This window comes from Marinobacterium profundum (assembly GCF_001528745.1).
In the GTDB taxonomy this organism is placed as follows: domain Bacteria; phylum Pseudomonadota; class Gammaproteobacteria; order Pseudomonadales; family Balneatricaceae; genus Marinobacterium_A; species Marinobacterium_A profundum.
Genome location: NZ_BCNS01000091.1, coordinates 25569 through 50105, shown reverse-complemented (window position 1 = coordinate 50105; position 24537 = coordinate 25569). Strand labels below are relative to the sequence as shown.

Here is a 24537-nt window from a genome sequence, read left to right as displayed (position 1 = left end):
GATGTTTCCAACGCCTATCGAAAAAGCATCCCCCTCGGCACGCCGTCTGTACAAGATTGCCCTGCCCATCGCGCTGGTTCTCTGGCTGCTGCCGCTGATCGCGGTGGCGCTGACCTCCATTCGCTCCGCCGGTGATATCACGGCTGGCAACTACTGGGGTTGGCCGACCTCGTTTAACCTGCTGGAAAACTACACGGCGGTCTTTACCAACTCGCCCATTGGCCAATACATCCTGAACAGCTTCAAGGTCACTATCCCGACGGTAATCGGTGCAGTGGCGCTGTCCTGCATGACCGGCTTTGCACTGGGCGTGTATCGCTTCAAGGCCAACATGCTGGTGTTCTTCATGTTCGTGGCGGGCAACTTTGTGCCCTTCCAGATTCTGATGGTGCCGGTGCGTGACCTGACGCTGTCGATGGGCATTTACAACACCACCATGGGGCTGGCGCTGTTTCATATCGCCTTCCAGACCGGTTTTTGCACCCTGTTCATGCGCAACTTTATCCGTGCGCTGCCCCACGAGCTGATCGAGGCTGCGCGGGTGGAAGGCGTATCTGAAATTCAGATTTTCTGGCATGTGGTCATGCCGCTGATGAAGCCTGCGATTGCAGCCCTGTCGGTGCTGATTTTCACCTTTATCTGGAACGATTACTTCTGGGCCACCGTACTGACACAGGGCGCCGATACCCAGCCGGTTACCGCAGGTCTGTATTCGCTTAATGGCCAGTGGGTGGCGTCCTGGCATCTGGTGTCGGCCGGATCCATAGTGGCGGCACTGCCGCCGGTACTGATGTTCTTCGCCATGCAAAAACACTTCATTGCTGGTTTGACGCTCGGAGCCGTTAAATGATTCAGACCTGGCGCATTGATACGCCTGTACAAACACTGGTACTGGCATCACAGGAGTCGCGTCTGCCGACGGTTGTGTATTGGGGGCAGAGCCTGCCTCTGCAGGAAAACCTCGCTGTGCTGGCCGCAGCGGCGCAGCGTGATATCACCGGCGGCATGCTTGATGGCGTACCGGATTTGTCGGTTTCGCCCCAGGCCGGTGATCCCTTTCCGGGTCAGCCCGGCATGCAGTTGCGCGATGCCAAGGGCAAGGGGCTGCTGCCCGTCTTCAGCCTGGCTCTGGACGAGAGTGCCGACAACAGCCTGTGCCTGACCTATAAAGATGCCGCTCTGGGGCTGAGTTATGTGCTGGAGATCCTGGCCCAGGCAGATTCCGATGTGCTGCGTTTGAGCTGCGCACTGCAGAGCCATCAGCCGATCTTTGTCGACTGGCTGGCGGCACCGGTGTTGCCTGCGCCGCAGCAGAGCGAACATATGCTGGAATTCTCCGGGCGCTGGTGTGGCGAGTTTCAAATGAACGAAGTGCCCTGGAACAGCGGAGCACGCCTGCGTGAGTGCCGCCTTGGGCGTACTTCCCATGAACATTTCCCCGGCGTGATTCTGCCGTGCCGGGGGGCTACCAACAGCCAGGGACAGGCGTTTGGTCTGCACTACGGCTGGTCGGGTGGCCATCGCATGCTGGCTGAAGAGCTGCCTGACGGCCGTCGCCAGTTACAGTTTGGCCATGCCAGCCAGCCGGATCAGGCGCTGTGTCAAAGCGTGACAACGGCGCCGCTGTTTGCGACCTTTTCCGCCTGTGGCCTCAATGGTCTTGGGGCGGCATTCCAGTCGCACCTGCGCCAGCATGTTCTGCAGTTCCCGGATGCAGCCAGACCGCGGCCGGTGCATTACAACTGCTGGGAAGCGGTGTATTTCAAGCACGATCTGGATACGCTAAAAGACATAGCCCAGCGTGCTGCTGCCCTGGGTGCCGAACGCTTCGTGCTGGATGACGGCTGGTTCAAGGGGCGCGATGATGATACCAGCAGCCTGGGCGACTGGCTGGTGGATAGGCGCAAATTCCCCGAGGGGCTGACGCCGCTGATCGATTATGTGAAAAGTCTGGGTATGAGCTTTGGCCTCTGGTTCGAGCCCGAAATGGTCAACCCTGACAGCGATCTTTATCGTGCCCACCCCGACTGGGCGCTGGGCAGGCCCGAGCAGTTACTCGGGCGCCAGCAGATGGTACTGGACCTGAGCCAGAGTGCGGTATGCGACTATCTGTTCGAGCGCATCAGCAGTTTGCTGAGCGAGTACGATATCGACTACATCAAGTGGGATCACAATCGCGTGCTGCCCACGCCCGTAGCGGGTCAGACCGAGGCGGTTTACGGCCTGCTGGATGCCCTGCGAAGCGCACATCCATCGGTAGAAATCGAGAGCTGTGCCTCCGGTGGCGGGCGCATTGATTTTGGCATACTACAACGCACCCATCGCGTCTGGCTGTCGGATTCCAACGATGCTATCGAGCGCTTCTGGATGCAGCGCAACGCCGCGCTCTTTCTGCCCTCGGAAGTGACCGGCAGCCATGTGGGGCCGCGACTGTGTCACACGTCGGGTCGCGTGATGCCGATCGGCTTTCGTGCCTGGGTGGCGGCGAGCCGTCACATGGGCTTTGAGATGGACCCGCGCGAGCTGACCGACGACGAAGCCCGGGTGCTGCAGGATGCGACTGACTGGTACAAGGCCAACCGCGACTGGCTGCACCAGGGTCATATACTGCGCCTGGACAGCGACGATGCCGCAGTTCTCGGTGAGTTGCAGCTGGCCCGCGACGGTCAGCGTTTTGTGGCCTTTGTTGGCCAAATCACACCGTCGGCACAAACACTGCCGCGGCCTATTCGCCTTACGGGGCTGGCACCGGACGCACTCTATCAGATTCAGCTACGCAACCCCGATCAGGCGGCTGCGGTCAGCCGTGGCAAGGTGGCGCTGAAAGTCGGCCCGCTGAGTCTCAGCGGACGTGCCCTGATGGAACTCGGTCTGCAGCTGCCCATCGCATTTCCAGCGACTCTCTGGGTCATTGAAGGTAAAAAATTATGACAACCAAGAAAACGCGCCGCTCCCAGGCCTGGTATGGCAAGCAGGACCGTGATGGTTTCATTCACCGCAGCTGGATGAAAAACCAGGGCTTTCCCGATCATGCCTTCGATGGCCGGCCAATCATTGGTATCTGCAACACCTGGTCGGAACTGACGCCTTGCAATTCAGGCCTGCGGGCGCTGGCCGAAGTGGTCAAGCGTGGGGTCTGGGAAGCGGGCGGTTTTCCGGTGGAGTTCCCGGTGATGTCTCTGGGCGAAACCCAGATGAAGCCCACCGCCATGCTGTTTCGCAACCTGCTGGCCATGGATGTGGAAGAAAGCATCCGTGCCTATGGCATTGATGGTGTGGTACTGCTCGGTGGCTGTGACAAGACAACCCCGGGTCAGCTGATGGGCGCGGCCAGTGTCGACCTGCCCACCATAGTGGTGTCGTCCGGCCCCATGCTTAACGGCAAGTGGCAAGGCCAGGATATAGGTTCCGGCACCGACGTCTGGAAATTTTCCGAGAGCGTGCGCGCAGGCGATATGTCACTGCAGGACTTTATGGCGGCCGAGGCCGGCATGAGCCGCTCCGCCGGTGTCTGCATGACCATGGGCACGGCTTCGACCATGGCTTCCCTGGTGGAAGCCATGGGCCTGTGCCTGCCCACCAATGCCGCCTTGCCGGCGGTGGATGCCCGCCGTGCGGCCCTGGCGCATCTGACCGGCAAACGCATTGTCGAGATGGTGGAAGAAGACCTGTGCATGTCCAAGGTGCTGACCAAGGCGAGCCTTGAGAATGCCATCCTGGCCAATGCCGCCGTGGGCGGTTCAACCAATGCGGTCGTACATCTGCTGGCAATTGCCGGTCGCGCCGAAATCGACCTGTCGCTGAAAGACTTCGAGCTCGGCGGCGAGATTCCGCTGCTGGTGAACTGCATGCCGTCGGGCAAGTACCTGATGGAAGATTTCTGTTACGCCGGCGGCATGCCGGTGGTTTTGAAGGAGTTGGCAGGCCATCTGCGTCCGGCCAATACGGTGCTGGGCAAGGATATCTCGGCCTATTCCGACGGTGCCCAGTGCTTTAACAGCGACGTGATCCGCAGCTTCGATGCGCCGCTCAAGCCCGCGGCGGGCCTGCGGGTGCTGCGCGGCAATCTGGCGCCCAACGGCGCCATTATCAAGCCCTCAGCCGCGTCCGATCATCTGCTGGATCACGAAGGCCCCGCCTATGTGTTTGAAAGTATTGAGGATCTAAAAGCAAATATCGACCGCCCCGATCTGCCAGTGGATGAAAACACCGTGCTGGTGCTCAAGGGCTGCGGGCCCAGGGGTTACCCGGGCATGCCGGAGGTGGGCAATATGCCGATTCCGCGCTGCCTGGTGGAAAAGGGTGTGCGCGACATGGTGCGCGTATCCGATGCCCGCATGTCCGGTACCGCCTTTGGCACTGTAGTGCTGCACGTAGCCCCTGAAGCCAATGCCGGCGGCCCACTGGCGCTGGTTAAAACCGGCGACATGATTCGCCTCAATGCGAAGGACGGCGTGCTGGAACTAAAGGTCAGCGAGGCCGAGCTGGAAGAGCGGCGCAAGGACTGGGCGCCCGAGGCACCGCACTACAGCCGTGGTTACGCCAAGCTCTATATTGATCACGTCATGCAGGCTGACAGAGGCGCTGACCTCGATTTTCTGGTGGGTAAAGACACTCGCCCTGTGACACGGGAGAGCCACTGATGTCCGAATTTGTTAGTTTTCATGACCTCAAGGGTGCCAGCGTTTTTATTACCGGTGGTGGTGCCGGCATAGGCGCAGCCCTGACCGAAGGCTTTATTGAGCAGGGCGCAAAAGTTGCCTTTGTACAGCGCTCGGATGCGACCGGTTTTGTTACCGAAATGCAGGAAAAACATGGTGTCACACCGCTGTTTGTTCAGTGCGACATCTCCGATGTAGCAGCACTCAAGGCGGCCATGACACAGGCGGCCAGCGCCCATGGCGATATTTCGGTATTGGTGAACAATGCCGCCAACGATGCCCGCCATTCGCTGCAGGAGTACACGCCTGAAGCTTGGGACAACGCCATGACCGTAAACCTGCGCCCGCACTTCTTCACCGCCCAGGCCGTTGCCCAGGGCATGAAGGCCCTGGGTGGCGGTTCGATCATCAATTTTTCCTCCATTTCCTACATGATGGGTAATGCAGGCTATCCGGGTTATGTTGCGTCCAAGGCGGCGATTACCGGCCTGACCCGTGGCCTGGCGCGGGAGCTGGGCCCGGATGGTATTCGCGTAAATTCGCTGATGCCAGGCTGGGTGCTGACGCAGAAACAGCTGGATATGTGGGCCACGCCTGAGGGCCTGGCAGCACATCTGGAGCGCCAGTGCCTGAAGGAACATCTTGTGCCCCAGGATATTGTTGATGCGACTCTGTTTCTGGCCTCCAGGGCGAGTCGCATGATGACCAGCCAGGCCATGGTGGTGGACGGCGGCGTGGTGGTGACGGGATGAGCAGCACCGACAAAAGCACGAGCACAAGCACAGACCGCTGTGCCGACTGGATTGCCGTTGACTGGGGCACCAGCCGGATGCGTGCCTGGGCCATGACAGACGACGGCATAACCCTGGCTAGCACCAGCAGTGACAAGGGGATGGGCAGCCTGGCACCACACCAGTTCGAAGCTGCGCTGCTGGACGCAATTAGTCCCTGGTTGAACCCCGGCCGCACTACCCCGGTGGTTGCCTGTGGCATGGTAGGTGCCCGCCAGGGCTGGGTGGAAGCGGCCTACAGGGCCGTGCCCTGCGCTCCGGCCGGAGAGCTAATGAGCGTGGCGGTGGCCGATAGCCGCATCGCGGTCTATCTGTGCCCCGGGCTCAAGCAGCAGACGCCCGCCGATGTTATGCGCGGCGAAGAAACCCAGGTTGCCGGCCTGCTGGCTGCTCATCCCGGCTTTGAAGGGGTCGTTTGCCTGCCAGGGACCCACAGCAAGTGGGTACGAGTACATGAAGGGCAACTCACCGCGTTCCAGACTTTTATGACCGGCGAGCTCTATGCACTGCTGGCGACTCAGTCGGTGTTGCGCCACTCCGTGGCTGCACAGGGTTGGGATGACGCCGCCTTTGCCGGTGCGATTGCAACGGCACTGCAGAATCCGGCGGATGTTTCCGGGCGACTGTTTTCGCTGCGCGCCGAGGCGTTGCTGGCGGATCTTGCACCGCAGACCGCCCGCGCACGGCTGTCCGGCTATGTTATCGGTCTTGAACTGGCTGCGGCCAGAGCTTACTGGGATGGCCAGCCAGTGGCCATTATTGGCGCCACGCAGCTGGGACTGCACTACTCCCAGGGGCTGCAACAGCTGGGCGCACAAAGCGACATTCACGATGGCGAGGCACTGACTCTCAAGGGATTGCACGCCGCCTATCAGCAGATGACCGGAGATTAAGATGCAAGAACGCGAACTGATTGCGATATTACGCGGTATTCAGCCCAGTGAAGCCGAAGCCATTGCCGGCGTCTTGATCGAGGCGGGTATTACCAAGATCGAAGTGCCGCTGAACTCGCCGCAGCCGCTGGACAGCATATCCCGCATGATACGAGCTTTTGAAGGTCAGGCGATATTTGGAGCCGGCACCGTACTGAGCTGTGATGATGTTGATGCGGTGGCCCAGACCGGCGCCCAAATGATCATTTCTCCGAACTGTAATCTGGAGGTTATCCGCGCCACCAAGGATAGGGGCATGCTGTCTTATCCTGGCGTCTTTACGCCTAGCGAGTGTTTCGCCGCTCTGGACGCTGGTGCCGATGGCCTGAAGTTCTTCCCGGCCTCGATCATTGGCCCGTCCGGTGTGGCGGCAATGCGTGCGGTCTTGCCAGCGGCAATTCCGGTGTATGCCGTTGGCGGCGCCAGTAGCGAAAACTTCGCCCAGTGGATCGCCGCCGGCGCCCAGGGCTTTGGTATAGGTTCGGCGCTCTACAAGCCCGGGCGCAGTGTCGCCGACGTACGGGCGCTGGCGCTGGAAATGGTCGAAGCCTACGACAGCGCCATCGCATCATGATGCAGGTGTACGATGCGACGCCGTGCGGCCTGGGTGAAGGGCCTCTGTGGCATCCACTGCGCGGGCAGCTGTTCTGGTTCGATATTACCGGCAAGACGCTCTATTGCCGCGACGGTGAAGAGTTGCAGCAGTGGCATTTTGCCGAGTATGTGTCGGCGGCCGGCTGGGTGGATCGCGATACGCTGCTGATCGCCAGTGAAACGGCGCTGCTGCGCTTTGATCTGGTGACTGGCGCACAGACGCCGCTGGTGGCACTGGAAGCCGACAATAGAGTGACGCGCTCCAACGATGGCCGTGCGGATCCGTGCGGTGGTTTCTGGATAGGCACTATGGGCAAGCAGGGCGAGCGCGGCGCCGGTGCTATCTACCGCTACTACCGTGGCGAACTGCGCTTGCTGGTCGAGGCTGTTTCGATCACCAATGCTATCTGCTTCGCGCCGGACAAGAGCTGTGCCTATTACACAGATACGGTGGAGCAGATTATCTGGCGTCAGCCACTGGAACCGCGGCATGGCTGGCCGGTGGGCGAGCGGCAGATGCTGCTGGATCTGCGCCCAGAGAACCTGGATCCCGACGGTGCCGTCTGTGATGCCGCCGGTAATCTGTGGATTGCCCAATGGGGCGCTGCGCGTGTTGCCCAGTACTCCCCGACAGGTGAGTTTCTTCAGGCGATTGCGACGCCCACGCAGCATGTCACCTGCCCGGCTTTCGCCGGGTCAGACCTGAAGCGGCTCTATGTCACCTCGGCGACCCAGGGCCTGTCTGGGGCGCAGATTGCCGCCGAGCCTGCCGGTCAGACATTGTTTATTGATACCGACACCCGGGGCCTGGCCGAATACCCCGTCATACTGGAGTAACACCATGAAGCGCTCCCTGGGCACCTGTTATTACCCTGAACACTGGCCTGAGGATATCTGGGCCCGGGATGCCGAACGCATGGTCGAGGCGGGCCTGAGCTGGGTGCGCATAGGTGAGTTTGGCTGGAGCCGGCTTGAGCCCCGCCCGGGTGAACTCGACTGGCGCTGGCTGGATACTGCCGTTGAGGTGCTGGGTCAGGCCGGGCTTAAGATCATCATGGGAACGCCTACCGCCACGCCACCGCGCTGGATGCTGGATAAGTGGCCCGACATGCTGGCGCGGGATGCCCAGGGGCAGGAGCGCAAGTTTGGCTCCCGCCGGCATTACTGCTTTAGCCATGTGGGCTATCGCCATGAAAGCGCGCGCATTACCGAACTGATGGCGCTGCGCTACGGCGGCCACCCGGCTGTGGTGGCCTGGCAGACCGACAACGAATACGGTTGCCACGACACAACTCTGTCCTACAGCGCTGCGGCACAGGCGGGATTTCGCGCCTGGCTGGCCGATCGCTATGGCAGTATCGAAGCCCTCAACCGTGCCTGGGGCAATGTATTCTGGTCCATGGATTATGAGCGCTTCGATCAGATCGATCTGCCCAACCTGACGGTGACCGAAGCAAACCCGGTGCACTGGCTGGATTTTCAGCGTTTCAGCTCAGATCAGGTGGTGGCCTTCAACCGTATTCAGGCCGAGATTCTGCGTCGCCATACCGAAGTGCCGCTGATTCACAACTACATGGGACGCATCACCGATTTTGATCATTACCAGGTGGGTGCGGATCTGGATATCGCCAGCTGGGACAGCTATCCGCTGGGCTTTCTGGAAGACCGTTCCGATGACGGTGATGGCTGGAAGCTGAGGTTTTCGCGCCAGGGTGACCCGGATTTTCAGGCGTTTCACCATGATCTGTATCGCAGCGTCGGCAAGGGGCGCTGGTGGGTCATGGAGCAGCAGCCGGGGCCGGTAAACTGGGCCCCCTATAATCCGGCACCACTGCCTGGCATGGTGCGGCTGTGGAGTTGGGAAGCCTTTGCCCATGGCGCCGAGATGGTGTGTTATTTCCGCTGGCGCCAGGCGCCTTTTGCCCAGGAACAGATGCACGCTGGGCTCTTGAGGCCCGACAGCGTCGATGCCCCAGGGCTTGAGGAAGCCCGCGTTGTAGCCAGCGAGATCGACATGCTGCCGGATGTTGGCACTGCCTGCGCGCCGGTGGCGCTGGTGTTTGACTACGAATCGGCCTGGAGCTGGAAAATCCAGCCCCAGGGCGCTTCCTTCGATTATTTCAGACTGGTGTTTGAGCAGTATCGGGCGCTGCGTGCGCTGGGTCTGTCGGTGGATATTCTGCCCCCCGATTGTGACGATCTTGCGGCCTACGCTCTGGTGCTGCTACCCGGTCTGATGACAATAGGCGAGCGCCTTGAGCGGGCGATCGAAGCCTGTCCTGGCGCTGTGCTGGCCGGGCCCCGTACCGGTGCCAAAACGATCGACTTTGCGCTGCGTACTTCGGGCTCGGTACTGCCGGGGCTGAATACGCGGCCGGCCTATGTGGAGTCATTGCGCCCAGGCGCAGGTCGTGCGCTGCAGCAGGGCGGTTCGTTCGAGCATTGGGTCGAGACACTGGACGGTGATGATCCGGTGCTGGAGCGCACGGTCTGTGGCAAGGCGGCGCGAGTGGGTACGGCACAGCGTCAGTATCTGGCCGGTTGGGCTGATCAGGCGGCGCTGGTACGCATACTGGAGTCAATCTGTGTGGCGCAGGGTATTGCCGTGATGCGGTTGCCGCAGGGGCTGCGTCGGCGTGATACCGACCAGCATCGTTTCCTGTTCAACTATGGCGCAGAGCCGGTGACCTTTGATGGGATCACTCTGGCGCCGGCGGGCGTGCACTGGCAGCCCTTGCTCTGAATGCCGATCTTGCCCCTATTTAGAATAGAGGGTTAAAGCCAGACGCGCCTGGGGGCCTGTAGTCGCTGCGGGCTATGATTCTGCGGTGACTCAAGCTCGGGTGGGCAGACGGTGCTGGACTGGGGCAGGCTAGACTCAGGATCGGGACTGGACTGCAGTCTTTCCTTTGTGGTCCAGTCGCTTACCGCCAGGTCGCCTGATGCCTGTGTCGGTGCCAGATACTGCATGCGCAGCAAGGCTCCATGATCGGAATAGGCCGGATCACGACTGTAGTGACCCTGCAGATCCTGCGGGTCGCAAACGAAAGTATTGGCCTGTGCAAGGGAGCTGAGCGCGAGGCTCATAAGCAGCAGTGCCGGAGTCAGGTATCTTTTCATCACTCTGTTCATGGCGTTGCAGATTCTAATCGTGTTCTTCTAGACACTATGGTCAGGTTCAGGCGGCCTGTTGCCAGCGGTCGGTTCCTGGCGAAGTGCAGGGTTCTGCTGCAGGTCGCTGTTGTGGCAGCGTACTGCCTCGAAGCAAAACATGCAGCTTTTTCAGCAAAGATGCAAACATATTAGGATCCCGGTCGTCCTGATGCGAGGGGTGAACAGGGTTTCAGCCCGCTCCTCGCGAGGGTCTTAAAAAGTAAAAGCCGGCCCCGGCGGGGCCGCAAAGGAATGTTGATAGGGCGCTTCTCAGCTCTTGTCGCGACCACCGCCGTGGCGCCCATGGTGCTCCATCTTGTCCATACGCTTATTGGTCATTTCAGCGAGTTTCTTTTCCTGCTCATCAGTGAGTATTTCCTGCATGGCCTGGTGTTTGGCCTGGCGCTCACGAATCTGCTCGCCGAGCTGCTGCTGTGCCTGTTCGATCAGGCCATCGAGACGCTGATTGTAGTCGGCTGCCGCCGTATCCAGTTCGCGGATCTGACGCTGCAGGTCACGTTTCTCGTCCCGGTCTGCCTTGCGGTCGGCAGGTGCGGCCATCAGCTCTTTCATCTGGGCGCGCTGCTCGTCGCTCAGTCCGAGTTTTTCACTCATGTGTTCCAGGCGCTTCTCCTGGTGGCGCTGCTGCCGCTCGTCATTGTCGCCGCCCTTGCCGTGGGCCAAGGCCAGTCCGCTTGCGGTGCCGGCCAGAGCCAGGGTGGTCAGAACTATCATCATGGGCTTGCGCATGGTGTCTCTCCTGCTGTGTTTGATATGACGCGTTTTGATGAGTCCAGTATCGGGTATTGGCCTGCAAACTTGGGTTACGACACTGTAAAGTTTGGTAAAGGTGGGTTTTGGCTGACGCCGGGCGCTTACGGCTGAGTAGCAGGAGATTCTGAAGGTTTCGTTTTGTACATGCATCGGTGCTCTTATTACATTCACGCCACCCGGGCAGGTCTGTAATCATGGCACTCTAGTCGTGCGATCACCGGATCGGCGGCAGAACATAACAACGATAAGAACTCAGTTCTGGAGGCAAGCATGTTTGCTATTATCTCCTTCCTCGGATTTACCCTGCTAGTAGCCGTTATTTCCTACTACAAGACCCGGGACGAAGACCTCAGCCACGAAACCGGCTATTTCCTCGCAGGCCGAAGCCTGCCCTGGTATGTGATCGCAGGGTCCCTGTTCCTGACCAATATTTCCGCCGAACAGCTTACTGGCCTAAATGGCAACGCCTTTGCCAAGGGTGCCAGCGTGATGGCTTGGGAAACGGTGGCGGCGGTGGCGATGATCGCCTTTGCGCTGATTTTTCTGCCGCGCTTCCTCAAAGGCGGCATTACCACTGTGCCCCAATTCCTTGAAGACCGCTTTGGCAAGCGCATGCGTCTGGTGGCATCCAGCATCTTTCTTTATGCCATCGTCATTGGCTTCCTGCCTTTCGTGCTCTACGCAGGCTCCATTACGCTGAGCAAGCTGTTTGATCTGAGTACGCTGTTCGGCACATCCGATACGGTTACCACCTGGATTATGGTGGTGACCCTGGGGGTTGTTGGCGGCATCTATGCGGTATTCGGGGGCCTCAAGGCGGTGGCGGTGTCCGACACTGTGAATGGCGTGGGGCTACTGCTAGGCGGCTTCCTGGTGCCGATTCTGGCGCTGATGCACCTTGGGGATGGCAGTATGGCAGCGGGCTTTCAGATTCTGATCAGCGAATCGCCTGAGCGCATGCAAGCCGCCGGTATAGGCGCCGAGGCTGCAATTCCCTGGCATACGCTGTTCAGCGGTATCCTTCTGATCAACCTGTTCTACTGGTGCACCAACCAGGCGATTATTCAGCGCACCCTGGGGGCAAAAAACCTGGCCGAGGGGCAGAAAGGCGTACTGGCGGCCGCGGCAATGAAGGTGTTCGGCGTGGCGATGCTGGTCTTGCCGGGGATTATTGCCTGGCACATGCACCAGAGAGGGATGCTCAATATTCCCGTCAAGGAAGTGCTCGCCAACGGCAAGGTCATACTGGCGCAGGATATGGCGTATCCGGTACTGGTGCGAGAAGTTCTGCCCAGCTGGCTGAGCGGCTTCTTTGGCGCTGTGCTCTTTGGTGCGGTTCTGAGTTCGTTTAACAGTGGCGTCAACAGTCTGTCGACCCTGGCAAGTCTGGATATTTACAAGCAGTACATCAACAAGACGGCCTCCAACGCCCAGACCGTGCGGGTCGGCCGCGTGTTTGGCTTGGCAACTATAGTCGTGTGCATTCTGATCGCGCCCTTTGTGGCCACAGCCGATGGCCTCTATACCCTGATGAGAACCATTATGGCGGTGATCAATGTGCCGATTCTGGCGGTCGTGATGATGGGTATTCTGTCGAAAAGAACGCCTGCCCTGGCCGGCTATATCGCCCTGCCCTTTGGCATGATTTTCTTCTATATCACTCACTTTGTGCTCAAGGATGATCTGGGCTTTATCAAGCTGAACTGGCTGCACCTGGTGGGCGTCAACTTCGCGCTGATGTTCGGCATCATGCTACTGGTGCGTTACCTCAAGCCTCTGGCTCAGCCCTATAACCAGGTGCATACCCAGGAAGTGGACATCACACACTGGAAGTATGCCAGGCATGCCTGCTGGATCATTGTCATCATGTTGATCGGGCTCTACGCCATGTTCTCCGGTCTGGGTCTGCTGAGTACGGATGGCTCTGTACTGAAAGTCTTTGCGACCATGGTCATTGGGGTTACGGCCATTTACGCCCTGCTGAAAATACTGGCCTGGCTCAGGTCAAATAGCTCCGTTACTGCGCAGAAAGCGAGTCCTGTTGCCGACACTCGCGCCTACAAGTAACCATCAGGAGCCCAAGCCATGACTGTAAAATTTCTGCACCCCAAAACCCGCCAGGGCGCGTTCGAAGTGAAAGAGCAGCAACACAGGCCCAATATTATCCTTATCACCGTGGATATGATCTCGCCCGACTGTTATCTGCCCTCGCGGCCGCTGTCGCAGCACATAGAAACGCCGAACATTCTCAGCCTGCTGGATCAGGGTGTCCGCTTCAATAATGCCTTTACTCCCAGCCCATTGTGCGGGCCGGCCCGGGCGGCCCTGTGCACGGGCATGCATCCGCCCTATTTGTCTAATGGCGAGCGCACGCCCAGTGGCATGAAGTCTGATCTGGAACTCGAAGATCCGATTTTTCAGGATTATCTGAAACAGCAGGGCTATAACCTCAAGCATGTGGGCAAGTGCCATGTAGGTACGCCCAAGTTTGTCGATACCTTTGGCGAAAACGTGCATGCCTGGGATCGCTGGGGCCCGCCGGTGATGGATGATGACCGTTACGTTGAGTACATTGGTGCCATGGGCGTGACAGCGCCGGTATACAGCCGTGAACTCAGAGGCACTCTGGCGGACAGAGTCACCGCCAGCACGTCCTTCGGTGGCTGGATCCAGCAACGTAACGGTGAGGCTTTCCCTCGGGATGCGCACTATTCGGTATTTCTGGCGGATCTGGCGATTCGCCAGTTCAAGGCGTCCGAATTGCAGGCTCCCGGAAAACCGGTGTTTTCGCAGATCGATATTTTCGACCCGCACCAGCCCTATTCCATTCCGCAGGGCTACGAGGAACGCTACGAATATCTGAGGTCCGTGGTGCAGGTGCCAGCATCCTTCCATGAGCTGCAGGACGAGGGTCGCGGTAGCCAGAACCCAATATTTCGGTTGTATCACCGCTACTGGGGCCTGTATGACGAGGAACTGGTGAAGGACTATATCGCCTGTCATTTGCTACAGGTGGAGCTGGTGGACTATGCCATCGGCAAGCTGTTTGCGTACCTGAAGGCTGAGGGTCTGTGGGATGACAGCCTGATTCTGTTCACCGCAGACCATGGCGAGATGAACGGCCGGCTGGGGCTGGCGGACAAGGGCTCCTACTTCCATCCCGACATTTTCCGTGTGCCCATGCTGGTCAAGCCGGCGGGCGGAGCCATGGCGACGCCGGGTGATATAGCAACACCTGTATCCCTGGTGGATCTGGGGCCGACCATACTGCAGGCTGCTGGTCTGGAAACGCCGCTGCAGATGGAAGGCGCGAGCCTGCTGGATATTATGGCCACCGGAACAAGGCCCGCACTTGAGCAGGTCTATCAGCTGGGCATTCATGTGGGCACCAATTTCGGGTTTGGCTGCCAGGCACGCATCGGTGATACGGCCTGGTTCTATGGTTACAGCACCACTACGGGTTGCGAAGAGCTGTATGACCTGGGCGCGGTAGAGCCGGTAAATGCCATCCATGACCCGGCGCTGGAGGCTATTCGTGCTCGCATGGTCAGGCATGCCGGGTCCGTGATGCGCGCGGACAAGCGCTGGAGCGGTTATTTCGCCTCTTTCCGGCTGCATAACATGGAGCATTTCATGGATGAGTCGCTGGAGGATATCCAGATGCTGAAGCCACAGCTCTGAGGCGCCATCTCATCGGGTAAGCACGACAACGCAGGGCTGGCAACCTCGCCAGCCCTTTTTCGGGAGCGAGACAGTGCCTGGTATCGGCTGTTTTGACCGCCCTTGGCACAGCGCCTAATATCCAAAGCCCCCTGCCACGAATGCGTGACGCATGAAAAACACCCCTGTACTGCTGGAAAGCCCCGCCACGGCCTTTGGTATCACCCTGAGGTCCGTGTGGGATATCTATGCCGATGAGAGCTATCAGGTGCTCTGGCCCAGGGACAAGAAACTGCCGCTGCTGCCCAGCGCCCATGTATGTGTTTTTACCCGCCAGGGGCATGGCGTTATCCGCCTCAGGTCGGGCCGGGAAATTCACGCCAAGGGGGCTTGCGTACTGTTGCTCGAAGCCCGTGACATTCTGAGCTATGCCTGCGAGGGTCTGCTGTGGGAGCTGTACTGGGTTGAGTTTGTGCTGCATGGGCCTGTCACTTTGCCGCTCAATACGCCGGTACTGCTGCGGGATCCGACTGGCCACAGTCGCGAGTTCAGCGAGCTGGTCAGCTGCGTTCGAGTGGGTGACACTAACTATCAGGCCTATGCCGCCGCCATTTTTACCAAAGTGCTCTATCAGTGGGTCGCACTGTCGAACCACCATGCCGAGCCTGCATCTTTGCGGCGCATCCAAACGGTGATCAGCCAGATGCATGGTCATACCGATGAGCGCTGGGCGGTGAAGGACATGGCCCGCCTGTACGGCGCTAGCGAACAGCAGTTTCGCAAGGTATTCCAGCAATACACCGGCCAGACGCCTAAGGAGTACTTCATGAATCTCAAGCTCGATATGGCCCATGCGCTGCTCAACAGAAGCTCGCTGAATGTTTCCCAGGCCGCTTTCAAACTCGGCTTTAGTGATGCCTTCCACTTCAGCAAGGCATTCAAGAGCCGCTTTGGCTATCCGCCCTCCGAGGTGAGCAGGGAGCCCCGCGACAGTATTGATAATGTCTATCTGATGGATACGGCGGTGCCTGACGCCTGATCTGGCAGATCGACTGTAAAGTTTGGTAAAGGCTCAGTGTGTAACAGGTGACGGCGTTATCATGGAGCCTGAATAACGGGGGCCTGAATGAATGAAAGAACGACTGCTGCTGGTGGATGACGACGTCGAGCTGTGTGAGTTGCTGGGCGACTATCTGCGTCACGAAGGTTACGAAATTGATTACGCCCATAACGCGCGTGAAGCACTTGTGCGGCTGGAAGGTAACCATCCTTATAGCCTGATGGTGCTGGACGTGATGATGCCGGGCCAGAGTGGTCTTGAGCTGCTGCAGCAGATGCGCCCGCGGGTGCAGCTGCCGGTGATCATGCTGACGGGCCGGGGTGAGGAAATCGATCGTATTCTGGGGCTCGAGATGGGCGCTGATGATTATCTGGGCAAACCCTGTAATCCGCGCGAACTGCTGGCGCGTATCCGGGCCATTCGGCGGCGCAGTGAAGTGCCGGCGCAGCAGACGGAATTTCCGCAACGGCCTATCGAGCTGCACGAGATCCGCCTTGATCCGGGCCAGCGGGAAGTGCGGGTGGCGGGCGAGGTGGTAGAGCTGACCTCTGCTGAGTTCAACGTGCTGGCCTATCTGCTGCATAACGCCGGCCGGGTAATGTCCAAGGCAGAGCTGACCGAACGCGTGCTGCACCGTCCGCTCACGGCCTATGATCGTGCTATTGATGTACATGTGAGTCGGTTGCGGCAAAAGCTGCAGCGCGGCGGAGATTCCCTGGAATTGATTAAAACATTGCGCGGCGAAGGTTACCTGCTGGTACTGGAGGCAGGATGAAGTGGTATCGCAGTCTGTACTGGAAGATTTTCCTGGCCATCTGGCTCAGCAGCGTGCTGGTGATCCTGGCCACAGCGGTGATTGTTGGGGGCATGTCCCATCACGAGCGCGATGCCGAGGTGCAGGAAACCCGCGCTCGCGCCCTGGCCGAGCGCATGCTGGAGCGTTACGAGGAAGATCATGGGCTGGAGCGGCTGCAGCGCAAGTCATCCCGTGGCGCTCCTGGCATGCGCATTGTGGAGCTGGGCAGCAAGGACCCGATATTTAACTCGCTGCCCAAGCGCGGGCCCGGTGCCAAGACGGTGCTGACCTTCGAGTTGGTGTCCGAGTCCGGGCGCAGCTACCGCGTGCAGGTTGGCGCCTGGCCACAGCGGGAGCAGTTCGGTCGTTTCCTGGGCTTGCTGGTGTCGGTGCAAATTGTACTGATATTGCTGGTGTCGGCGCTCACCAGTCTGGTGCTGACCTGGCTGGTGGTGCGGCCGCTCAAACGGCTGCGGTTACATACCAGGGCTCTGGCCCAGGGTGATCTGGCGGTACGCAGCGATCAGAAACTGAGCGCCCGGGGCGATGAAATCGGTGAGCTGGCGCGGGAGTTCGATACCATGGCGGACTATGTCGAGCGCACTCTGGGAGCCAGTCAGCGGCTAATGCAGGATGTATCCCACGAGCTGCGTGCGCCCCTGGCGCGTTTGCAGGCCGCGGCCGGATTGCTGGAGCAGCGCCTGGGCGAAGGTGATCCCCTGTTGCAGCGGCTTAATCGTGAGTGTGGTCGAATCGATCGCCTGATTACCGAAATTCTCTCGCTGTCGCGCCTTGAAGCACTGGAGTCGGGGGCTGAGGCATTCAGTGTGCAGGAGCTGGTGACCGAATTGAGGGAAGATATCCACTTTCAGCAGCCTGACCGCAAACTGTCCTTTGATGTGCCCAAAGGCTGCCGGGCGCGGGGTAACCGCCAGTTACTGGAACGTGCCCTGAGCAATGTATTCAATAATGCTCTCAAGCACACGCCGACGGGGACGGCGATCGAACTGAGTCACGCCTCTGTTGGCAACCTGCATGAGCTGCGGATTCGAGACCATGGTCCTGGTGTGCCGGACGAGACGCTGGAACAGCTGTTTGATCCGTTTTTCCGCCAGCGTAGCGGTGTTGATGCCGATGGCTATGGCCTGGGGCTGAGCATTGCCCGCCGTGCGCTGCGTATGCTGGGAGGCAGCATCGAAGCGAGCAATCACCCCCAGGGGGGCCTTGAGCTGCTGATTCGCCTGCCGGTGGCCTGAGCAATTCAAGGTTAAAAGTCGAAACTCCAAAGTTCAAGGCCAGAGCCAAAGGACAAGAATTAAGATCATAAGCTTAAAGCGTTAGACCTGGTGGCAGGGTGGCCGGCATATCGAGCTGTTCTGCCTCCTGGGATGCCACCGGATAGGCGCAATAATCCGCGGCATACCAGGCGCTGGGCCTGTGATTGCCGCTACGACCAATGCCCCCAAAGGGCAGACCGCTGCTGGCGCCGGTAAGCGGGCGGTTCCAGTTGACGATGCCTGCGCGGATGCGCTGCAAAAATCGCTGATACAGCTGGGCGTCACCGCTGAACAGGCCTGCACTCAGGCCGAAGGCCGTGGCGTTGGCCAGGTTCAGTGCCTCATCGAAGTCGTCGTAGCGGATGATCTGCAGCAGAGGTCCAAAATATTCCTTGTCGGGCAGATCCCGTACGGCGCTGACATCAATCAGCCCCGGCGACAGCAGGCCGGTGCGCGGGCGCAGCTGACTCATGGAGACCAGTACCCTGGCACCGAGTTGCACCAGTTCGTGCTGGGCCTGCAACAGTTGCTGTGCGGCCGCCTCGCTGATCAGCGCGCCCATAAAGGGCTGTGGCTGCTGATTGTAGGGTCCCACCTGAATATCCAGCACGGCCTGACGCAGCTGTTCGATAAAGGCATCGCCACTGCGGCCTCTTGGTACCAGCAGCTTGCGGGCACAGGTACAGCGCTGGCCCGCGCTCAAATAGGCCGACTGAATGGTCATCAGCACTGCAGCCCGCATATTCGGCGTATCGGCCACAATCAGTGGATTGTTGCCGCCCATCTCCAGCGCCAGAATTTTTTCCGGATGGCCGGCGAACTGCTGGTGCAGGTAGCTGCCGGTATCGGCGCTGCCGGTAAAGAAAAGGCCATCAAGCCCTGGATGAGCAGCCAGGGCCTGGCCTGTGCCGCGCCCGCCCTGCAGCAGGTTCAGCACACCATCTGGCAGGTCGGCCTTCTGCCAGAAATGCATGCAGAGTTCCGCTACCCTGGGTGTCAGTTCGCTGGGCTTGAACAGCAGGGTATTACCCGCCAGCAGCGCCGGAATGATGTGTCCGTTGGGCAGGTGGCCGGGAAAGTTGTAGGGGCCGAACACTGCCACCACGCCATGGGGGTGATGCCGCAGCGTCGAGGTAATACCGTTGCCGTGCTGGCGCTTTTCGCCGCTGCGCTCCAGTGCCGCCTGAATCGAGATGTCGGCCTTGCCGATCATGGCGGCCACTTCGGTGGCGGCTTCCCATTGCGGCTTGCCGGTTTCCTGACCGATGGTATCTGTGAGCAGGTCGCGATGCTGTTCCAGCTGGCTGACGAAGCGGCGTACCAGGGTGGCGCGCTGCTCAAATGTCATCAGGCGCCAGTGTTCGAAGGCCTCGCGGGCCGCCAGTACGGCTTCATTAACCTGTTCGCAGCTGGCGGCGCGGCCGTGCCAGATGCGCTGGCCGTTGCCTGGGTTGAAGGATTCCATGTCGGCGTCGTCACCCTGACACCACTGGCCATTGATAAACAGGGAAGCGGGTTCGGTCATTCTGGCTGTCTCGCTTTGATGGGGACTATGCGCAGCGGATCACCGTTGGAGACGCGCAATGCATCGGCCAGCTCGTGGCTGATCTGGGCCGCGCTGCCTTCGGGCTGAAGGGGCGCAACGGTGCAGCGGAAGTCCTCCAGCAGGGTATTGCTGACCAGATAGAGATGGTCACTCCTGCAGGGCGTGTCGCTGATTCTGGCCTTGATGTAACGGCTGTCTCGCACGCTGCGGATATCGTTGAGCCGGGTCGCGACTGTGGGGCCGGCGTCGAAGATATCGATATAACCCTCAAACCGAAAACCTTCGTTTTCCAGCATGCGCTTGGCGGGCTCGGTATTGCGATGCACCTGGCCGATCACCCGTTGGGCATCCTTGGGCAGCAGATGCAGGTAGATGGTGTGCTTGGGCATGAGTTCGGCGATAAAGATCTTGTTGCCGGAGCCTGTGAGGTAATCCGCCTGGGAATATTCCATGGAAAAAAAGTGCCGTCCCAGACCGTCCCAGAAAGGCGAACGGCCCTTGTCATCGGAATAGCCGCGCATCTCGGCGATGACCCGCTCGGAAAAACGCTCCGGATATTCTGCCATGAACATGAAGCGACTCTTGGAGAGCAGGTTACCGTTGCTGCCCTTGCGAAAGTCGGGTTTCAGGTACAGCGTACAGACCTCGGCACAACCGGTGTAGTCGTTGCACAGATCCAGGGTGCGGAAATTGTTGTAGACGTTGAGTTCACGCGAAGCATGCACGACTGTGCCGATACGGTAGTGATACCAGGGCTCGTTCAGGCCCACGGCGGTTTCAATGCCGCTGGTGCCGATCACCTGGCCGCTGGCAAGATCCTCCATCACGAACAGATAACCCTGGCTGCCGTCCAGGGTGGCCTCCTGTTGCAGCGTCTGGCGGGTACGTGCGATCTTGGCCTGCAGCAGTTCGCGGTTATCCGGCAGTGAGGTAAATCCGGGGCCGGACTCCCTGGCGATGTCACATAACACATCCAGATCGCTCTCGCGGATCGGCCTCATTATGATCATGCAACTCTCCTTGCCATGTACTTTTAGCGGTAGTGCGGATAAGGCCCCGGCGACACGGCGGAGGTCCTGATAAAGCCCTGGTAGAGTCTGCCATCGCTGGTGGGGTAGCGGCGGATAAAGGCGCAATGGCCGCCTGGAACCTGTGCGCGCCTGTCGCTGAATTCCACCTCGGTATTGCCTGGCACAGTAGCGGACTGTTCGAGGTATTCATCGGCAGATCCCTGTACCAGGCCGTTGCGACTGTCGAGTCGAAAGCCCTGTTCCAGTAAATAGTCATTCAGCTCATCTATATCGTCGTCTTGATTCAAGCTATTGATCAATAGAGCATAGTGATGGGCGCGAAAGCCAAAAGCGGCGATCCAGGCGGCATGCTCGGAACAGCGCTGCAGCTGCTGATAAGTGTCGAAATCGATCTTCCAGTGCCGGCCCGATATGCAGAAGTTGTCTTGCTGCAGTGTTGCAGGCGCAATCTGGCTGATTAGTTGATGCAGAATATTGCGAACCTCATCACCAAGTGAATCGACATTCAGTTCGGTTAACAGCAGCTTCGGCAGTGAGGGGTCTGGATGTTCATAGTGGCGGGCAAACAGGCGGGTACCAGTGATGTCGAATTCACCGCGGGACTGGTAGCCGGCGCGTTCGAATGGCTTGGCCAGCTGGGTAATGTTAACCCTTGGCAGTGCCAGGGTATGCAGACTCAGGTGATCGATGCGCAGCTGTGGATTTTCCGGCAGCAGCAGGCTGTGAATGCGACCGGCATCTGGGGTTCGTGCAAGGAAGTCCAGCCAGAGCGTCTCCAGCATTTGATCCAGTTGCTCGCGCTTCATAACACACCCCCTCAGGGTTGGTTGCACCGCTATTATCCCGCAGCGTGTTACAACGCAGTGGTCACACCATTGCTATTGCCAATGTCAGTTTAGACGCTCTCACCTCAATTAGGCGTCGCGGGGCTGCGATGTCTTGCGATGGGCACCTCACGGGAATGGGCGGCGCTAATAACAAGGTGGGCAGGCATGGATAAAAGCAGTCAATGGGCGCGAGGCGAGGGAACATAAAATTGGGGGTAACTTTTAAGATCTGTGTTTTAGCGCACTGTGTATAAATAGTTATAAGTGATTTTATACCTAGGTAATTCGATATATAACAATGAGTTAAATGTTATCTAATTGAGTTAAGCACAGGCTCTAAACAGATTGTCCACATGCGGTATTTTGTTAGTATCTTGTGGGTTCTTTGTTGGCAGAAAGTTTCCCGCTTCTCGTTTCGGATTTTGATGGGCACAAAAAAAGCACCGAACAGGTGCTTTTTGGTGTCTTAAGTTATCCACAGACGGGCAGTTTCGAGCGCCGTCGGTGGAAAGAGTCTGCGCTTAGAGTGCGTCCGGGCCGGTTTCGCCGGTACGGATACGGATAACCTGCTCAAGCGGGGTAACGAAGATCTTGCCGTCACCGATCTTGCCTGTGTTGGCTGTCTTGGTGATGGCTTCAATTACCTGGTCGATCATGTCACTGTCTACGGCCACTTCAATCTTGACCTTGGGCAGAAAATCGACCACGTACTCGGCACCGCGGTACAGCTCGGTGTGGCCTTTCTGGCGACCGAAGCCTTTGACTTCGGTTACGGTAACACCCTGGATGCCGATTTCGGACAGGGCTTCGCGAACATCATCAAGTTTGAAAGGCTTGATAACCGCAGTAATCAACTTCATAGCGTGCTCCCTATGCGATCCTGTGCCAGATACGGCGCTGGTCGCTGTGATGGTAAGTAGAATCCGTGCTCTGGCCCGGCTTTTCAAGCCCGGTGTCTGGGTTGGATCATGACCCCCGGAGTCTGGATGCTCGAAAAATTCACGTCAGTATACCCGTAAAATAAGCCTGGCGCCTACGCTGCCCTGTGTGCGCAGAGCAGAGTGGTCACCCTTGTGCGGGCTAACGAAAAGGGCGCCCTGCGGCGCCCTTGAGTTCCAGCTACCGCAGCATTACTTCTTGCTGGAGCTGAATTCCGGGTAGGCTTCCATGCCGCATTCGGCAAGGTCGACACCTTCGTATTCTTCTTCTTCGGTGACACGGATTCCCATGACAGCCTTGAGCAGCAGCCATACCAGCAGGCTGGCGAGGAAGACCCAGCCAAAGATGGAGATGATACCCAGCAGCTGAGCACCGAAGGTCGCATCAGCATTGTTGAGCGGTACCGCCAGCAGGCCCCAGACACCGGCGATGCCGTGTACAGAGATGGCACCGACAGGATCATCAATCTTGATCTTGTCCAGGGTGACGATGGAGAACACCACCAGCACGCCGCCAACACCACCGATCAGGGTCGATACCAGGGCGCTGGGCGACAGCGGGTCAGCTGTAATGGCAACCAGGCCTGCCAGAGCGCCGTTGAGTGCCATGGTAAGGTCAGCCTTTTTGAACCACAGGCGCGCAACAATCAGGGCGGCGATAACGCCACCGGCGGCAGCGGCGTTGGTGTTAACGAAGACCTGAGCGACCGCATTGGCCTCACCGACATCGGACAGTTTCAGCTCGGAACCACCATTGAAGCCGAACCAGCCCAGCCACAGGATGAAGGTACCCAGGGTTGCCAGCGGCAGGTTGGCACCCGGAATGGCATTGATCTCGCCATTCTTGCCGTACTTGCCTTTGCGGGCGCCCAGTACCAGTACACCGGCCAGGGCTGCAGAAGCACCTGCCATGTGAACGATACCGGAACCTGCGAAGTCAGAGAAACCGGCTTCGCTGAGGAAACCGCCGCCCCAGGTCCAGTAGCCTTCAACCGGGTAGATAACACCGGTCATGACTACTGCGAAGGCCAGGAAAGCCCAGAGTTTCATGCGCTCGGCAACGGCACCGGACACGATGGACATGGCCGTGGCCACGAACACAACCTGGAAGAAGAAGTCTGAACGGGACGAGTAGTAGGGGGCGTCATCGCCACCTGCCAGCACCGCATCGACGCCGTTTTCAGTACCGATCAGGGCACCGAAGTTCGGCAGCAGGCCGCCGGCATCGGAGCTGTACATGATGTAGTAGCCGCAGAGCAGGTACATGGTACAGGCGATAGCATAGAGCGCGATGTTCTTGGTCAGAATTTCGGTCGTGTTCTTGGCGCGCACCAGGCCCGCTTCGAGCATGGCGAAACCCGCAGCCATCCACATTACCAGGGCGCCGCATACCAGGAAGTAAAAGGTATCAACGGCGTATTTGAGCTGGGATAAATCCGCAGCGGTCGTTTTAAGAAGCTCTTCCATCTCGACAGCCCTCCGTTCAGGCGCGATTGGTGAATTTAAAGTGCGTCGTTACCGGTTTCGCCGGTGCGGATTCGGATAACCTGCTCCAGCGGTGTGACAAAAATCTTGCCGTCGCCGATTTTGCCGGTGTGGGCCGCCTTGCTGATGGCTTCCACAACCTGATCCACGAGGTCTGTCGACACGGCTGCATCGACACGAACCTTGGGCAGGAAGTCGACGACGTATTCGGCGCCGCGGTAAAGCTCGGTATGACCTTTCTGGCGACCAAAGCCTTTAACTTCGGTCACGGTAATGCCCTGAACACCAATTTCGGACAGCGCTTCGCGGACATCGTCCAGCTTGAAGGGCTTGATGATCGCCGATATAAGTTTCATGTGTATGTCCCTCATCTTTGGACTGGTTCCTTTTACGGGCCGCCAGGCTACGACTGACCCGTAACGGTTGATTACTTATTAGCGAAACCCGTGCCAAATTTAATAAATATATAATTTACAATGAGTTATTGATGTATTGGCGTTGCTTGCGGGAAAATTACGCCGGATTGGGCATTGTCAGGTGATTATTGCGTGCACGATTTGGGTGCGCGCACCAATATGGTGCAGACGGCTTTGCGCAGCGAGCCCAGAGCCGCGGCAGGACCCGGGCGCGGCTGCGCCCTGTGGCTGAAAAATGCTAAGCTTGCGCGAAATTACCGGAGATTGTGCAATGCTTAATCAAAAGCTTATTGAGACGGTTTCAGCCCAGCTGAGCGAGTTGTTTGAGGGTGGCCGTGGCCTGCCGGGGCAGGAAGCGATGCGCCAACAGGTGCGGGCGGCGCTGCAGAGCAGCTTTGCCCGACTGGATCTGGTTACGCGGGACGAGTTTGATGCCCAGGCCGCCGTGCTGGGGCGCACCCGCGAGAAGGTGGATCAGCTGGAGCTAAAACTGAGCGAAATTGAACAGCGGCTGGATAACGCCAGCGGCGAGTAAAAGAGACCTAATAGCGGGCGGCTCAAGAGTATCGTCGATAGAGCTGGCTGAAAAATGCACA

At 58.9% G+C, this 24537-nt stretch carries 22 protein-coding genes; 14 read left to right on the top strand and 8 right to left on the bottom strand.

From position 1 onward, the window contains the following. Window position 1 precedes the first annotated feature (1 nt). Genes MPRO_RS06205 through MPRO_RS06170 form a run of 8 tightly spaced genes read left to right on the top strand, consistent with a single transcriptional unit; the run spans window position 2 to window position 9721 of the window. A complete protein-coding gene (locus MPRO_RS06205) occupies window positions 2-850 on the top strand; it encodes a carbohydrate ABC transporter permease (protein ID WP_067288929.1) in 849 nt (282 codons plus the stop codon). After that, window positions 847-2931: an alpha-galactosidase gene (locus MPRO_RS06200; protein ID WP_067288925.1), complete on the top strand. Its 2085-nt coding sequence runs from the start codon at window positions 847-849 to the stop codon at window positions 2929-2931. Before MPRO_RS06205 ends, MPRO_RS06200 begins: the two co-directional genes overlap by 4 nt. Next, complete coding sequence (locus MPRO_RS06195; protein WP_067288922.1) at window positions 2928-4643, top strand: IlvD/Edd family dehydratase; 1716 nt, start codon at window positions 2928-2930, stop codon at window positions 4641-4643. The genes MPRO_RS06200 and MPRO_RS06195 overlap by 4 nt, the downstream gene beginning before the upstream one ends. Then, complete coding sequence (locus MPRO_RS06190) at window positions 4643-5413, top strand: SDR family NAD(P)-dependent oxidoreductase (RefSeq protein WP_067288919.1); 771 nt, start codon at window positions 4643-4645, stop codon at window positions 5411-5413. The genes MPRO_RS06195 and MPRO_RS06190 overlap by 1 nt, the downstream gene beginning before the upstream one ends. After that, a complete protein-coding gene (locus MPRO_RS06185) occupies window positions 5410-6345 on the top strand; it encodes a 2-dehydro-3-deoxygalactonokinase (RefSeq protein WP_067288915.1) in 936 nt (311 codons plus the stop codon). Before MPRO_RS06190 ends, MPRO_RS06185 begins: the two co-directional genes overlap by 4 nt. Before the next feature lies 1 nt (window position 6346). After that, window positions 6347-6958 (top strand): 2-dehydro-3-deoxy-6-phosphogalactonate aldolase, encoded by a 612-nt coding sequence (locus tag MPRO_RS06180; RefSeq protein WP_067288913.1) that lies wholly within the window; start codon window positions 6347-6349, stop codon window positions 6956-6958. Beyond that, window positions 6955-7815 (top strand): SMP-30/gluconolactonase/LRE family protein, encoded by an 861-nt coding sequence (locus MPRO_RS06175; protein ID WP_067288910.1) that lies wholly within the window; start codon window positions 6955-6957, stop codon window positions 7813-7815. Before MPRO_RS06180 ends, MPRO_RS06175 begins: the two co-directional genes overlap by 4 nt. A 4-nt stretch (window positions 7816-7819) precedes the next feature. Next, window positions 7820-9721, top strand: a complete 1902-nt coding sequence (locus tag MPRO_RS06170; RefSeq protein ID WP_067288908.1) for a beta-galactosidase — start codon at window positions 7820-7822, stop codon at window positions 9719-9721. A gap of 32 nt (window positions 9722-9753) precedes the next feature. Here MPRO_RS06170 and MPRO_RS06165 read toward each other — a convergent pair whose 3' ends face one another. Together MPRO_RS06165 and MPRO_RS06160 are read right to left on the bottom strand one after the other, a co-directional pair. After that, the gene (locus MPRO_RS06165) at window positions 9754-10098 is read right to left on the bottom strand and encodes a hypothetical protein (RefSeq protein WP_067288905.1); all 345 of its coding nucleotides are present in this window, start codon (window positions 10096-10098) and stop codon (window positions 9754-9756) included. A 303-nt stretch (window positions 10099-10401) separates the two neighbouring features. Continuing rightward, window positions 10402-10881 (bottom strand): Spy/CpxP family protein refolding chaperone, encoded by a 480-nt coding sequence (locus tag MPRO_RS06160; RefSeq protein ID WP_067288902.1) that lies wholly within the window; start codon window positions 10879-10881, stop codon window positions 10402-10404. 294 nt (window positions 10882-11175) lie between these two features. On the opposite strand from MPRO_RS06160, the gene MPRO_RS06155 reads away from it, so the two are divergent. The 5 genes from MPRO_RS06155 (at window position 11176) to MPRO_RS06135 (ending at window position 17677) form a co-directional block, all read left to right on the top strand. Next, on the top strand, window positions 11176-12972 hold the full coding sequence (locus tag MPRO_RS06155) for a solute:sodium symporter family transporter (RefSeq protein WP_067288900.1): 1797 nt from the start codon (window positions 11176-11178) through the stop codon (window positions 12970-12972). An 18-nt stretch (window positions 12973-12990) separates the two neighbouring features. After that, complete coding sequence (locus MPRO_RS06150) at window positions 12991-14586, top strand: sulfatase-like hydrolase/transferase (protein ID WP_082708487.1); 1596 nt, start codon at window positions 12991-12993, stop codon at window positions 14584-14586. Between the two features lie 151 nt (window positions 14587-14737). Beyond that, the gene (locus MPRO_RS06145) at window positions 14738-15604 is read left to right on the top strand and encodes a helix-turn-helix transcriptional regulator (RefSeq protein ID WP_067288896.1); all 867 of its coding nucleotides are present in this window, start codon (window positions 14738-14740) and stop codon (window positions 15602-15604) included. Window positions 15605-15695: 91 nt separating this feature from the next. Then, a complete protein-coding gene (locus tag MPRO_RS06140; protein WP_067288893.1) occupies window positions 15696-16400 on the top strand; it encodes a response regulator transcription factor in 705 nt (234 codons plus the stop codon). Further along, window positions 16397-17677, top strand: a complete 1281-nt coding sequence (locus MPRO_RS06135) for an ATP-binding protein (RefSeq protein WP_067288890.1) — start codon at window positions 16397-16399, stop codon at window positions 17675-17677. The genes MPRO_RS06140 and MPRO_RS06135 overlap by 4 nt, the downstream gene beginning before the upstream one ends. Window positions 17678-17750: 73 nt before the next feature. Here MPRO_RS06135 and astD read toward each other — a convergent pair whose 3' ends face one another. The 6 genes from astD to glnK (MPRO_RS06105) all read right to left on the bottom strand — a co-directional run bounded on the left by astD (window position 17751) and on the right by glnK (MPRO_RS06105) (window position 23881). Beyond that, a complete protein-coding gene (astD, locus tag MPRO_RS06130) occupies window positions 17751-19223 on the bottom strand; it encodes a succinylglutamate-semialdehyde dehydrogenase (RefSeq protein ID WP_067288888.1) in 1473 nt (490 codons plus the stop codon). Beyond that, the gene (gene astA / locus MPRO_RS06125; protein ID WP_067288886.1) at window positions 19220-20254 is read right to left on the bottom strand and encodes an arginine N-succinyltransferase; all 1035 of its coding nucleotides are present in this window, start codon (window positions 20252-20254) and stop codon (window positions 19220-19222) included. Before astA ends, astD begins: the two co-directional genes overlap by 4 nt. 23 nt (window positions 20255-20277) lie before the next feature. After that, window positions 20278-21081 carry a DUF1338 domain-containing protein gene (locus MPRO_RS06120; RefSeq protein ID WP_067288883.1) on the bottom strand — a complete coding sequence of 268 codons (804 nt, stop codon included), beginning with the start codon at window positions 21079-21081 and terminating at the stop codon, window positions 20278-20280. Window positions 21082-21623: 542 nt separating this feature from the next. Continuing rightward, entirely contained in the window at window positions 21624-21962 is a 339-nt protein-coding gene (gene glnK / locus MPRO_RS06115) for a P-II family nitrogen regulator (RefSeq protein WP_020679463.1), read from the bottom strand. 270 nt (window positions 21963-22232) lie between these two features. Then, on the bottom strand, window positions 22233-23507 hold the full coding sequence (locus MPRO_RS06110) for an ammonium transporter (protein ID WP_067288880.1): 1275 nt from the start codon (window positions 23505-23507) through the stop codon (window positions 22233-22235). Between the two features lie 35 nt (window positions 23508-23542). Next, window positions 23543-23881: a P-II family nitrogen regulator gene (glnK, locus tag MPRO_RS06105; protein WP_067288876.1), complete on the bottom strand. Its 339-nt coding sequence runs from the start codon at window positions 23879-23881 to the stop codon at window positions 23543-23545. A gap of 331 nt (window positions 23882-24212) precedes the next feature. On the opposite strand from glnK (MPRO_RS06105), the gene MPRO_RS06100 reads away from it, so the two are divergent. Then, on the top strand, window positions 24213-24476 hold the full coding sequence (locus tag MPRO_RS06100; RefSeq protein WP_067288873.1) for an accessory factor UbiK family protein: 264 nt from the start codon (window positions 24213-24215) through the stop codon (window positions 24474-24476). Window positions 24477-24537: the final 61 nt, after the last annotated feature.